Source organism: Duganella sp. 1411, assembly GCF_017833525.1.
GTDB lineage: Bacteria > Pseudomonadota > Gammaproteobacteria > Burkholderiales > Burkholderiaceae_D > Rugamonas.
Genome location: NZ_JAFICD010000002.1, coordinates 261833 through 275242, shown reverse-complemented (window position 1 = coordinate 275242; position 13410 = coordinate 261833). Strand labels below are relative to the sequence as shown.

Below are 13410 nucleotides of genomic sequence, written 5' to 3'. Positions count from 1 at the left end.
TATTAGAACATGCTCACTTTGAGGCTGATTTTATAGGTGCGGCCGTATTGTTCGTATTGCGCGTTTTGCGCTTTGCCGCCCAGGTACACATAGTATTTTTCGTTGTTCAGGTTGGCCGCCTCAAAGCTCAGCTGCACCTGCTTGCTCAACTGGTACGACAGCGAAAAGTCGACCTGTTTCTGGGCGTCGACAACGCGGTCCTGGCCGGCGTCGAGGATGTCGTCGCCCATCTCCAGCAGGTACGGCGACTTGTAGTTGAGCGCCAGGCGCGTGCTCAGCGGGCCTTGTTCGTAGCCCAGCATCAGGTTCAGCACGCGGTCGGACTGGCCGGGCAGATTGATGCTGCGCGAGCGGAAGCGGCCGGCGTCGCTGTCGTAGCGGGCGACGTTGGCGTCCGAGCGCGTCAGGCTGCCGTTGGCGCCGACGATCAGGCGGTTGAACGGCGCCGGCAGCATGCGCAGCGGCTGGGTGTAGGCCAGTTCGATGCCCTTGACGCTGGCCTGGTCGCCGTTGGCGTACGAAACGGCCGAGGTGTAGCCGGCCCACTGGCCGCTGCCGGCCAGGTTGGTGGTGTAGGTGAAGTTCTTGATGTCCTTGTGGAACACGTAGGCCGACACGCTGCCGTCGTCGCCGAGCACGCGTTCGATGCCCAGGTCGAGGTTGGTCGACTTCAGCGGCGCCAGGTCGGGGTTGCCGATGGTGGCCTCGGTGTCGCTGGCCAGGCTCACGCCCGGCGCCAGCTGGCTGAAGTTGGCGCGCACCACCGAGTGGGTCCAGGCCGCGCGCACGCTGGTTTTCGGGTCGAGGTCGTAGCGCGCCTGCAGCGACGGCAGCCAGTTGGTGTACGAGCGCTGGCGCGTGACGGCGTCGAAGCTTTCCTCCTCCTCGTTGACGCGCGAACCGGCCGCGTCGAACTTGGTGTGCTCGGCGCGCACGCCGGCCAGCAGGTGCCAGGCGTCAAGGTCGACGCTGTTCTGCACGTAGGCGGCGTCGATGTCCTCGTGCATGCGGTAATCGTCGACGGTGGAGTCGACCAGCAGGCGGGCGTCGGCGCGCTTCAGGCCGGCCACCAGGCGGCGGATCGCGGCCGGATCGATGGCCTTGCCGATGCGGCCCAATTTGTAATCGAGCTCGTTGCCGGTGACGTAGTCGGCCAGCGCGGTGCTGGCGCCGCCGATCTGCTTGCTGCTGTACGACCACGCCTCGGTGTCGTTGCGCTTGTCGCGGCGGCCGGCCTTGGCGCCGAACTTGAGCGTCGAGCTGGCTTCGCCCAGGTCGAACTTGTGGCTCAGGTCGAAGCGCAGGTGGTGTTCCTTGTCGGTGGCGTCGCCTTGCTTGAGCGCGATCGAGTTCAGCTTGTAGTTGCCGGCCTCGTACAGGCCGGCCGGGCCGGTCAGGCGCGGGATGTCGGTGCCGCTGAAGCTGACGCCGGCGAAGTCCTTGGCGCCACGGAAGCGGGCGTCGTTGATCGACTCCGGCGCCTCGTTGTCGGCGCGGCTGGCGCCGCCGGACAGGTCGAGCTTCCAGCCGTTCCATTTTTGTTCGGTGCCCAGCACGACCGAGCTGATGGTCTGCGTGTACTTGCGCTGGCGCAGGCGGCGCTCGCCGCGCGCGCTGGCGCTCGCGCCCTCGGCCAGGCCGCCGCCGGCGATGTTGCTGATGGTCAGGCGGTCGCGCACCTCGCTGTCGCTGAAATCGCTGATGAAGCCGCGCAGGAAGTACTTGCTCAGGTTGTCGGCGTGGTAGTCGAGGTTGAGCGCGGCGGCGCGGCGCTGGCGCGTCGGCAGGTAGTCGCGCAGTTCCACGCCGGTCAGCTTGCCGTCCTTCCAGGCGCCGCCGGTTTCGACGTTGTCGGAGCCGAACTCGCGCTTTTCGTAGCTGACGCCGCCGGCCACGCCCAGCTTGCCGTTCAGGAAGCGGTCGGCGAACAGTACGCTGCCGTTGGGGCTGGTCTTGCCGATGTTCTGGTCGCGGCTGGCGCCGACGGTGGCCGACAGCAGCTTGCCCGGCAGGTCGAAGGCCGACAGCGTCTTGACCTCGACCGTGCCGCCCAGCGAGTTGGCGTCCTGGTCCGGGGTCAGCGTCTTGCTGACCGCCAGCGAGCGGATCAGGCCGGCGGGCAGCACGTCGAGCGCCACCGCGCGCCGGCCCGATTCGGGCGAGGGCACCAGCGCGCCGTTGATCGTGACCGAATTCAAGTCCGGGCCCAGGCCGCGCACGCTGACGTAGCGGCCTTCGCCCTGGTCGCGCTGCACGGACAGGCCCGGCAGGCGGGCCAGCGCCTCGGCGGCGTTCTTGTCCGGCAGGCCGCCGATGTCGTCGCTGCTGACGACGCTGACGATGTTGTCGGCCTGCTCTTGCGCGGCGATCGCGTTGCGCAGGCTGGAGCGCTGACCGGAGATCACCACGCTGTTGGCGCTGGCGGCCACGCTGGCGCCGGCGCCGTCGCTGGCTGGATTGGTTTGCGCGCTGGCGGGCGATTGCGCGGCCAGCATGGCGAGTACGCCAAGGCTGAGCGCGGAAAGGCGGCCGCCATGACCTTGATGTGCGGACTGTTTGGACGTTTTATATTGTTTGGTTTTCATTCTGTGCCGTCGGAGTAGGTGGAGGACGGGGCGGATTCTAGGTAGTCAATATGTCAATTGCGTGACAAGCGGCGGCGCCGGGACGGGAAATGCCCGCCATCGCGCTCGAATCCGGCCGAAATGAGCTGGATTGACCCGTCGGCGCGCGGCGGACTGGACCGCAGCGGGGAGCGGAGTAGGGGCATACCCCGCCGGCTCCTTGCGGGAACGAGTCTCTTTTGGCTGTCTCTTTCGGTCGGTTTTGGTCTCTTTCGGTCTCCTCGTCCCGTTTGATCGAGCTGGAGTATCAAAAAGACAGAAAGAGACCAAAAGAGACAGCCAAAAGAGACTCGTTCCCCGAAGGAGTCGCGCGGCCCTGCCCATACACCGGTGAGCCGTTTGCACCTGCGTTGGCAATTGTTGTAGCGCCGCAGTCTGTTGTCGCCGATGTCACGACGTTGTCACAATTGCCCGCTATGCTGCGGCCGCACTACCGACGCCGTCACGATGAGCCCGCCCATGCTGCAACTGCACCGTTCCACCCTGATCGCGGCCGGCCTGGCGTTGCTGGCCTGCCTGTCGCTGTACGCCACCCTTGGCGTGCCCAAATCCTTTCACGACTGGAAGTGGACCGACATCGTCAGCGAAGGCGGCACCGCCGTCATGGCCGGCAGCTGGGTATTGTTTACGTTGAGCAGCCGGCCCGGCGGCCTGGTCACGCGCCTGCTGGCCGGCGGCCTGGCGTTGATCATGCTCGGCTCCTTCGCCGATTGCATGGACGAATTCTTCGCCATCAGCAAGGCGGCGGTGTGGGACAACTGGCTGGAGGCGATGGTGCCGATCGGCATGCTGGTGGTCACGATCGGCATGTATTACTGGCGGCACGAGCAATTCCGCCTCAACGAACACCTGCAAAAGCGCGAGCGGCTGTTCCGCGACCACCGCGCGTTCGACCGCATCACGCAACTGGCCAACGCCGATTATCTGCGGCGCCAGATCCGCCACGAGCAGGCGCGCCGGCCCGGCCAGCCATGCGCGCTGGTGCTGCTGGACATCGACGGCTTCCACCTGATCAACCGCGAATTCGGCCAGCCCGAGGGCGACCGCGTGCTGCAGGCGGTCGGCCACATGCTGTTGCTCAACCTGCGCAACGACGACTTGCTGTGCAGATATGCGGGCGACCGCTTCGCGTTGCTGCTGCCCGATACCAGCATGGCGGAGGCGGCGGCGCTGGCCGGGCACCTGGCGGCGATGGTCGGCCAAATGCGCCACCATGCCAAAGGCGGGCGGGTCGGCATCAGCCTGCGCCACGCGTGCGCGAACGCCGACGCCGCGCCGGAAGTGTTGCTGGCCGAACTGAGCCGGGCGGTATCGCAACCGGCGGCGGCCTACCCCGCGGCGCCGGCGACCGCGACGGCCCCGGCATGATCGCCTACCGGCAAATCGGCGACAGCTTCATCCCGGCGCAGCATCAGCCGGCGCTGATCCTCGACTACGCCCGCAGCCGCGAGCTCGACGAGCGGGGCGACAAGGCCCTGCGCGGCACCGGCTTGCGGGGATGGGCGATGCCGGACGCCGACAGCACGCTGAGTCCGGCGCAATATCTGCAATTGCTGGCCAACGTCATGCGCGAACTCGACAGCCCCGACACCAGCTTCATGCTGGGCCAGCAGATGCTGCCCGGGCATTTCGGCGCGCTCAGCCACGCCTTGCTGCAGGCGCGCAACCTGCGCCAGGCGCTGGAGATATTGTGCGCGGGCGCGGTCCGCTTGTGTCCGTTGTTGACGCCGCGCCTGCGCGAGGAGGGCGCGCTCGCCGTGCTGTACTGGACCGACAGCTTCGGCGCGCCCAGCCAGTTGCCGGCTTTGGTCGAGATGCACATGACGGCGGTGACGGCGATGTGCCGCTGGCTGGGCGGCGAGCGTCTGCCGTGGCGCTACTGCCTCAACCGTGGCGCGCCGGCCCACGTGGAGCAGCACGAGGCGCATCTGGGCACGGACCTGCGCTTCAACTGCCACCTGGACGCGATGCTGATCCATCCGGAATGGCTGGATCGCCCCTGGCCGCGCGGCAACGCGATGGCGGCATCGGTGGCGCTCGACGGCGCGGCGGCCGAGGCGGGCGCCGACGCGCTGGCATCGGCGCCGAGCCTGCTCACGGCGCTATACGACCATTTGCTGGCCAACATCCGACTCGGGCCGACATTGGAGCTGAGCGCGGCCGCGTTCGGTGTCAGCGCGGCCACGATGAAGCGCCATTTGGCGCGCCACGGCAGCCACTTCCAGGCCGAGCTCGACCAGGTGCGCGCGCACGTCGCGATCCACCTGTTCCAGGCGCGCGGCTACGACAACGAAGCGGTGGCGCAATATCTGGGTTTCCACGACGCCACCAACTTCCGCCGCTCGTTCAAGCGCTGGACGGGGCTGACGCCAAGCGTGTTGCGCGATGGCCTGCTCGGCTTTGCGACGTAACATCCGACCCGTACCACAAAATACTACGGGTGACACGTAGGGCGGATTAGCGAAGCGTAATCCGCCATGCATGCGCCGTCGGCGGCTCAAAGATGGCCGATTACGGCGTTCCGCCCAATCCGCCCCACGTGTTTCCGTGTCTCCGTGTCTCCGTGGCTATCACGGCGTATGCACCGGCTCCTGCACGAACGCGCCCATCCCATCGCCCAGATAGAAACTCGGATGCGGCGGCTGGTTATACCCGGCGTTCTGCGCCGCGACCTGCGCCCGGTACTGCGGATTGTGCATCAAGGTCGGCAGGCGCGTGGCGGTCGGCGTGGTGGTGCTGTAAATCAACAACGCCGTATTAGCGCTGTTACGCCACACCACCTCCTCGCGCCAGTCGCCCAGCAAATCGGCGCTGAGCACCGGCGTCGCCTTGGTACTGTTATTAGACGCCGCACCCGCACCACCCGCATCCACCAGCACCGCCGAGCTGCTGCTGGCCGGATTCCACTTGCTGATCTGCGTGCCGTCGAGCGCCTCGCGCAACAAGTCGCCGTCCCACCACACGGCAAAGTTCATCTGGCTCGGCCGGTTGGAGCCGATCTGCACGCCGGTGGCGCTGCGCAGTCCGCCGCGACTGCCCCAGCACTCCTCGCCCGGATAGGCCGGATCGATGTCCATGCACACGCCGCGGCCGACGTCCGTGGCCTCGCCGCTGGTGCCCCACAGCAGCGCGCCGGTGGCCGCGTTGTGCATCTCGGTGCCGGTGCTGCCGTAGCAGCTGGGCGTCTCGTGCACCATGTACACCTGCAGCCCGGCCAGGTTCGGATTGAATTTACCCACATGCAAAGCGTCGCCGTGGCACAGGCCGGTGGAATAGAGCAACTGGCCATAGCTGTCGATGGTGGCCGCGCCGTAGACGATGTCGTCCTTGCCGTCGGCGTTGACGTCGGCCACCCCGAACCAGTGCGCGCCCTGGCCGCGCGCGGCGCTGCCGGCGACGTCGGTGTCGAACACCCAGCGGCTCGTCAGCGCGCCGTCGCGCCAGTCCCAGGCGGCGATGACGGCGCGCGTGTAATAGCCGCGCGAGAAGATCGCGCTGGGGCGCGCGCCGTCGAGGTTGGCCACGCCGCCGAGGAAGCGGTCGACCCGGTTGCCGTAGCTGTCGCCCCAGCTCGAGACGGTGCCGCGCGCCGGCAGGTAGTTGACCGTCTTCATCGCCTTGCCGGTCTGGCCGTTGAACACGGTCAGGAATTCCGGCCCGCTGAGGATGTAGCCCGAGCTGTTGCGGTGGTCGGCGGCGGCCGCGCCGATCACCACGCCGGTGCCGTCGACGGTGGCGTCGGCCGTCTTCATCATCACCTCGGCCTTGCCGTCGCCGTCGAAATCATAGGCCACCATCGTCGTGTAATGGGCGCCGGCGCGGATGTTGCGGCCCAGGTCGATGCGCCACAGCCGCGTGCCGTCCAGTTTGTAGGCGTCGACCAGGGTGTTGCCCGTGTAGCCGGACTGCGAATTGTCCTTGGCGTTGGTCGGCTGCCACTTGACGATGAGCTCGTAGCTGCCGTCGCCGTCGAGGTCGGCGGGGGTGCCGTCGTTGATCTCGTAGGTGTAGGCCACGCCGTCGGGCGTGGTGCCGCCGGCCGGGCGCTGCACCGGCACCGTCTTGTACGGCGCCGACCAGGTCGCGCCGGCCCCGAAGCCGGCCTGTTCGGCGCCGTTGACGACCGCCCGCACCGAGTACGCGGCCGACGCCGTGCCGGCCGCGTCGGTGTAGTTGAGCTGGGTGATCGGCGTGCTGTTGAGTTTGGTGCTGCCGCGATACACGTTGAACGCCACGCCGGCCGCGTCGGTGGCCAGCAGGCGCCAGCTGACGAACACGCCGCCGCCCGTCTGGATCGCCACCGCGCCGCGGTTGAGCAGCTCGATTTGCTTGCCGGGGGAGGTGACGACGGCGCCCACCTGGGCGCAACTGGCCAGGGCCACGGTGAAGAACAGGGCGGGAACTTTCGAGGAAATCATGGATTTGACCTTTAAAGTGGGAACGGCGGGGGAGGAAAAGCTAGACTAACGCAATGACATTCGCAAAACACATGTCTGGTATGCACAATGATGATTACTCATCAAGTTGAGTAATGCGTCGTATTCCCACCACCGTATCCCGCGAGCGCCGCCCGCCGCCCGTGCCCGGTAGCGACTTTTGTTGCTCGGGCTGCTCTATAATCCAAGAGTTTCCATTTCGCCACATGTGGCGCCAGGCCACCCCATGACATCCCCCAGCCCGACCCTGCCGTTCCGCGCCACCCCCGAACAAGCCTGCGACTGGCTCGCCGCCCAGGGCCACGGCGGCGCGCCATGGACCCTGGCGCGCCTGATCGACGGCGGCCTGACGCCGTATGTCTGGCTCGACTACGACCCCGCTTATCCCGACCTGTTCGGCGACGCCAACGGTGGTTACGCGGCGCCGATCTTCTTCGAGGACGACACCCGGCGCCTGGCCGCCGGCGCCGACGACGTGCTCATCACGATGACCAAGGACGCCTACAAGATCGTCGCCACATTGCCGCCGCCCGGTTTCCGCCGTGAATTGCACGAACTGCGCTTCCTCAAAAAGGACGTCGAACAGCTGGCCGCCCGCCTCAAGCGCGAGGCCGCGCCGCAGCCGGTCCAGACCGGGGGCGCGACGGAATCGCGCGACGGCGTCGTCCGCGACGCGATCCTGGCCGCCTTCGACGGCCTGGCCCGGATCGACCTGGCGCAAGCGCTCGACGACGGCATCGGCATCTTCGGCGACGACGGCGCCCGCGTCAAAGGCAGCGGCGGCAAGGGCAAGAAAACCCGCCACAACACGCTGTGGAACCCGGTCACCCTGGCGCTGGGCTTGAACGAGGTGTACCGCGTGCCCGTGCCGCGCCTCAAAAAGGCCTTCGCCAGCCACGATTTCCTGTCCCCGTGGCGGGCCCAGTGGGAACTGTCGCTGACCTTGCTCAACAAATAATTTCACCACGCTTTTATCCATCGACCCTTGCAAACGGACAATATGAGATATCTACGTTACCTACTGATGCTAGCCGCCGTCGCCCTCAGCCCGCAGGCGCCCGCCCACGCGGACGAGTCCGCCGCGCGGGAGCGGATTTCCTTCAACGCCGACTGGCGCTTCGTCAAGGGCGAGCCGGCCGGCGACGTCGGCGCCGCCGCGTTCGACGACAGCCGCTGGCGCCAGCTCGACCTGCCGCACGACTTCGGCATCGAGGGCCCGTTCAAGCAGGAATACGAGGGCGAGACCGGCAAGCTGCCGTGGTGGGGCGTGGCGTGGTACCGCAAGCACTTCACCGCCCCGGCCGGCGACGCCGGCCGCCAGGTCTTCCTCGACATCGACGGCGCCATGTCGCACGCCACCGTCTTCCTCAACGGCCAAAAGGTCGGCGGCTGGCCGTACGGCTACTCGTCGTTCCGCCTCGAGCTGACGCCGTACCTGAAGCCGGGCGCGCACAACGTGCTGGCGGTGCGCATCGACAATCCACCGGACTCGTCGCGCTGGTACCCGGGCGGCGGCATCTACCGCAACGTCTGGCTGGTCAAGACGGCGCCGCTGCACGTGGCCCACAACGGCGTCTACGTGCTGACGCCGGCCGTGAGCGCCGACGCCGCCACGGTCGAAGTGCGCGCCACCGTGGACAACCAGGGCGCCGAGGCCGAGGCCAAGGTCGCCACCGCCATCTACGCGCTCGACGCCTCCGGCCGCCGCAGCGGCGCGCCGCTGGCGCAGGCGCCGGCGTCGGCCGCCGCCAAGATCGCCGCCGGCAAGCAGGCGCTGCTGACGCAGACGCTGCAGCTGCCGCGCCCGCAATTGTGGAGCCTGCGCGCGCGCCACCGCTACGTCGCCGTCACCACCGTCACGGCCGGCGAGCGCGTGGTCGACGTCGTCGAAACGCCGTTCGGCGTGCGCACCATCGCCTTCGACGCCGCGCGCGGCTTCCTGCTCAACGGCGAGCGCGTCATGCTGCAAGGGGTCAGCCAGCACCACGACCTGGGCGCGCTGGGCGCCGCGCTGAACCTGCGCGCGCTCGAGCGCCAGTTCGAGATCCTGCAGCAGATGGGCGTCAACGCCATCCGCACCACGCACAATCCGCCGGCGCCGGAACTGCTGGAACTGGCCGACCGCATGGGCATGCTGATCATCGTCGAAGCGTTCGACGCCTGGCGCATCCCCAAGACGAGCAATGACTACGCCACCCTGTACGACGCCTGGCACGAAAAAGACTTGCGGGCGATGGTGCGGCGCGACCGCAACCACCCGAGCGTGATCGCCTGGAGCATCGGCAACGAGATCATGGAGCAGGGCCAGCCGGAAGGCTGGAAGGTCGCCGTCCACCTGGCCGACATCGTCCGCGGCGAGGACCGCACGCGGCCCACCACGGGCGGCTTCAACAAGATCAACTCCGGCTACGACGGCTTCCAGACGGCGATCGACGTGTTCGGCTACAACTACAAGCCGGCCGAATACGGCCGCCTGCACCAGAGCGCCCCGCAACTGCCGCTGTACGGCAGCGAAACGTCGTCGACGGTCAGCTCGCGCGGCGAATACTTCTTCCCCGTCAGCGACGACAAGAGCAAGGGCGCGTTCAACTTCCAGGTCAGCAGCTACGACTTGACGGCGCCGCCGTGGGCCTGGTCGCCGGACGTCGAATTCGCCGGCCTCGACAACAACCCCTTCGTCGCCGGCGAGTTCGTCTGGACCGGCTTCGACTACCTGGGCGAGCCGACGCCGTACAACGACGACGCCACCAACGTCTTCAACTTCACCGACCCGGCGCAGCAGCAAGCGGCCGCGAAGGAGCTGGCCGAACTACGCAAGATCAAGATGCCGTCGCGCAGCTCCTACTTCGGCATCGTCGACCTGGCCGGCTTCAAGAAGGACCGCTTCTATTTGTACCAGGCGCGCTGGCGGCCCGAGCTGCCGATGGCGCACCTGCTGCCGCACTGGAACTGGCCGGAGCGGGTCGGGCAGGTCACGCCGGTGCACCTGTACACGTCGGGCGACGAGGCCGAGCTGTTTCTCAACGGCCAATCGCTGGGCCGCAAGCAGCGCGGCCCGCGCGAGTACCGGCTGCGCTGGGACGACGTGGTGTACCAGCCGGGCACGTTGCGCGCGGTGGTCTACAAGCAGGGCAAGCCGTGGGCCGAAGACACGGTGCGCACCACGGGCGCCGCCGCCAAGCTGCGCCTGGCCGCCGACCGCAGCGCTTTGAGCGCCGACGGCAAGGACCTGTCGTTCGTCACGCTAACGATCACCGACAAGGACGGCCTGGCGGTACCGCGTACGCACAACAAGGTGAAGTTCGCCGTCAGCGGCCCGGCCGAGCTGATCGCCACCGACAACGGCGACGCCACCAGCCACGTCTCGTTCCAATCGGCGGAGCGGCCGGCTTACAACGGGCTGGCGCTGGCGATCGTGCGCACGCGCGCGGGGCAGGGCGGCAAGATCGTCGTCACTGCCACCAGCGAAGGCCTCGGCAGCGCGAAAGTGGAACTGAGCAGCAAGCCCTAAGCCGCCTAAACCACGTAAACCACGTAGGGCGGATTAGCGAAGCGTAATCCGCCAAGCGCCGTCGGCGGCTCATGGCGGATTACGGCGTTCCGCCTCTCAAGTCCTCCGGCAGGAGAACGCTCGTTCGATCCGCCCCACGAAGATCGCTCGCCGCCCGGTCGCAAGCGGGCCGTCGCCGTCAAGGCGCCGGCTGGTTTTTGTTGACGTCTTTTTTCTCGCGCAGGTCGTCGCCGTGCTCGCCGCCCACGCGGCCTGAAGGCTGGCCGTCGTGACCGTGCGAGCCGGGCCCAACGCCCTTATTGACTCCCTGACCGCTGTCGGCGCCCTCGGTGCCGGAATGGTCGCTGCCGCTCAGGCCGTCGGTTGCTCCCTGGCCGCCAACCGATTGCTGATGATTATCTTTGCTCATTGCCGTCCCCCAAAGTTAAGTGAGGGAACAATGCTAACCCCGCTTGCTACGGCAGCTTGTCAGCGCAACACCGCTTTGCAAGTAGGCGAAACTCTACAGAGACGGGCGGCGACAGTGAATTCCGCCCTTGCTTTTGCGACAAGCTGCGCCGTACACTGCGCTTATTGGGGACGTCACCTCTATCGCCCGCAACCATAAATAAGGAAATAAATAATGGCAGCTGCAAGACTGTGTACAGAATGTGGTGGCAACGAGCATTTTTCAAAGGAGGTCGTTCCTGGTGCCAACGGAGAGCTATTGCCTGTTGGAAGCCTCCATGGCGCCAAATATCGCATCGTTGTCTGCGGGGCTTGCGGGTTCACCCGGTGGTTTGTGGCCGAGCGTTTCCTGCCGCTCATAAAAGAGAAATTTGACGCGGAGCAGTGATTCCGCAGGTGGGGTCAAGTCTAACATTCATACACGGCCTGATGAGTAGATCGAGGCCGACTGGACGCGCCCGCAATTAAATGGAGAAAAGCAGGATATGGATCGCGAACAAGCTTGCGCGGCTTTGCCCACGCCAGCCGGCATCTTCGCCGGGTTGAACGGATATGATTGGGCGCGCAGCATCGTCGGCGAATCCGGCGGCGGCGTGTATCGGCTGCACGGCAAGAAGGACGCCCCCGACTTGTTTTTGAAGCATGGAAAAGGTGTCGTCGCCGATGACATCACCAATGAAATGGTAAGGCTGCGTTGGCTCTCCGGATATTTACCCGTGCCCGCCGTCGTTGGTTTCTCCCGTACGCCCGACGAGGCGTGGTTACTGATGACGGCGCTACCGGGGAAGACCGCGTATCAGCTGTTGGCAGCGCGTCCCGACCTGCAGCCGGCCGTGGTGGACGCGCTCGCGCTGTTCCTGCGCAGACTGCATGCGATCCCGGTGCGCGAATGTCCGTTCATGAGCGACCACGCGCACCGCCTCATAGGCGCGCGGGCCCGCATCGATGCGGGTTCGGTCGATGAGGACGATTTCGACGAGGACAGGGAAGGGTGGACCGCCGAACAGGTTTGGGACGCGATGCAAAACTTGCTGCCCCTCGCGCCCGATCCGGTCGTCACGCATGGCGATTTTTCGCTCGATAATCTGTTGATCCACGATGGCGACGTCATCGGTTGCATCGATGCCGGGCGGGTCGGCATTGCCGACCGCTACCAGGACTTGGCCATCGTTTGGAACTGCCTCGGCGAATTCGGCCCTGCGCTTCAAGCCAGATTCCTGAAGCAATACGGCGTGGCCGAGCTCGATCAACAGAAGTTGCAATTTCACCTGATGTTGGACGAGCTATTTTAAACCCGTCCGATCGCTGATTTACGCCGCGAAATCCACCGGCAACGGCGCATTCCACGCCACCAGCTTCTGCTCGCGCAACTCGTGCCAGAACGCCGCCGGGATCACCTCGGCCAGCGCCGCCCGGTCCTCGGCGATGCGTTCCGGACGGCTGGCGCCCGGTATCACCGCCGCCACCGCCGGATTGGCCAGGGAAAACTGCAACGCCGCCGCCTTGATGCCGACGCCGTGCCGCTGCGCGACCGCCTTCAATCGCTCGACCTTGGCCAGGATCTCCGGCGGCGCCTTCTGGTATTCGAAATGGGTGCCGCCCGCCAGGATCCCCGAGCTGTAGGGCCCGCCGACGACGATGTCGACATCGCGCGCCGCCGCCTGCGGCATCAGGCGCTGCAGCGAGCGCTCATGGTCGAGCAGGGTATAGCGGCCCGCCAGCAGCGAGACGTTCGGCCGCGCCTGGTCCAGCTCCATCGCCAGTTCGATCGGCTCGACCCGGTTGACGCCCAGCCCCCAGCCCTTGATCACGCCTTCCTCGCGCAGCCGCGCCAGCACGCGAAACGCACCGGTGCGGGCGATCTCATACTGCGCCAACCAGGCGTCGCCATAAAAATCCTGCGCGACGTCGTGGACGTAGACGATGTCTAGCCGGTCCGTCTTCAGCCGCTTCAGGCTGTCCTCGATCGAGCGCAGCGTGGCGTCGGCCGAGTAGTCGTTGACGATCTTGTTGCGAAGGCCAAACTCGAACAGTCCGCCTTTCTCGCCCATGTCGCGCTGCGACGGCTCTTCCAGCTCGTCGAGGATCACGCGCCCGACCTTGGTGCTGAGCACGTAGTCGTCGCGGTTGCGCTTGGCCAGGGCGTTGCCCAGGCGAATCTCGGCCAGCCCGGCGCCGTACAGCGGCGCGGCGTCGAAGTAGCGCACGCCGTGATCCCAGGCGGCATCGACCGTCGCCAGGGCTTCTTCTTCGGGGATGTTGCGGAACATGTTGCCCAGCGGCGCCGTGCCAAAGCCGAGCTTACCCTGCAGCAAATTTTTGATGGACATGGGGACTCCTGACGGTGAATGGAGGGGACCAGTATAGGTTGAAGTCCAGATGCCGTCTGTCC

10 protein-coding genes are annotated in these 13410 nt (G+C 66.6%); 6 read left to right on the top strand and 4 right to left on the bottom strand.

The genetic code is table 11. From position 1 onward, the window contains the following. Positions 1–2: 2 nt before the first annotated feature. Entirely contained in the window at positions 3–2495 is a 2493-nt protein-coding gene (locus JOD97_RS12855) for a TonB-dependent receptor (protein WP_229264426.1), read from the bottom strand. A 588-nt stretch (positions 2496–3083) separates the two neighbouring features. Between JOD97_RS12855 and JOD97_RS12850 the strand changes: the two genes are divergently transcribed. After that, positions 3084–3992 (top strand): GGDEF domain-containing protein, encoded by a 909-nt coding sequence (locus JOD97_RS12850; RefSeq protein WP_209718015.1) that lies wholly within the window; start codon positions 3084–3086, stop codon positions 3990–3992. Further along, the gene (locus JOD97_RS12845; protein ID WP_209718012.1) at positions 3989–5035 is read left to right on the top strand and encodes an AraC family transcriptional regulator; all 1047 of its coding nucleotides are present in this window, start codon (positions 3989–3991) and stop codon (positions 5033–5035) included. Before JOD97_RS12850 ends, JOD97_RS12845 begins: the two co-directional genes overlap by 4 nt. 159 nt (positions 5036–5194) lie before the next feature. Here the strand turns inward: JOD97_RS12845 and JOD97_RS12840 are convergent, their stop codons facing one another. After that, on the bottom strand, positions 5195–7042 hold the full coding sequence (locus JOD97_RS12840) for a rhamnogalacturonan lyase (RefSeq protein ID WP_209718009.1): 1848 nt from the start codon (positions 7040–7042) through the stop codon (positions 5195–5197). A 244-nt stretch (positions 7043–7286) separates the two neighbouring features. Between JOD97_RS12840 and JOD97_RS12835 the strand changes: the two genes are divergently transcribed. Both JOD97_RS12835 and galB read left to right on the top strand, forming a co-directional pair. Then, positions 7287–8018 (top strand): hypothetical protein, encoded by a 732-nt coding sequence (locus tag JOD97_RS12835; protein ID WP_209718007.1) that lies wholly within the window; start codon positions 7287–7289, stop codon positions 8016–8018. Positions 8019–8084: 66 nt separating this feature from the next. Next, entirely contained in the window at positions 8085–10571 is a 2487-nt protein-coding gene (gene galB, locus JOD97_RS12830) for a beta-galactosidase GalB (protein WP_209718004.1), read from the top strand. 178 nt (positions 10572–10749) lie between these two features. Here the strand turns inward: galB and JOD97_RS12825 are convergent, their stop codons facing one another. Further along, positions 10750–10980: a hypothetical protein gene (locus JOD97_RS12825; protein ID WP_209718001.1), complete on the bottom strand. Its 231-nt coding sequence runs from the start codon at positions 10978–10980 to the stop codon at positions 10750–10752. 213 nt (positions 10981–11193) lie between these two features. Between JOD97_RS12825 and JOD97_RS12820 the strand changes: the two genes are divergently transcribed. Together JOD97_RS12820 and JOD97_RS12815 are read left to right on the top strand one after the other, a co-directional pair. Continuing rightward, positions 11194–11406, top strand: a complete 213-nt coding sequence (locus JOD97_RS12820; RefSeq protein WP_209717998.1) for a hypothetical protein — start codon at positions 11194–11196, stop codon at positions 11404–11406. A gap of 97 nt (positions 11407–11503) precedes the next feature. Further along, a complete protein-coding gene (locus JOD97_RS12815; protein ID WP_209717995.1) occupies positions 11504–12310 on the top strand; it encodes an APH(3')-I family aminoglycoside O-phosphotransferase in 807 nt (268 codons plus the stop codon). Positions 12311–12328: 18 nt separating this feature from the next. Here the strand turns inward: JOD97_RS12815 and JOD97_RS12810 are convergent, their stop codons facing one another. Continuing rightward, entirely contained in the window at positions 12329–13348 is a 1020-nt protein-coding gene (locus JOD97_RS12810) for an aldo/keto reductase (protein ID WP_209717992.1), read from the bottom strand. Positions 13349–13410 lie beyond the last annotated feature (62 nt).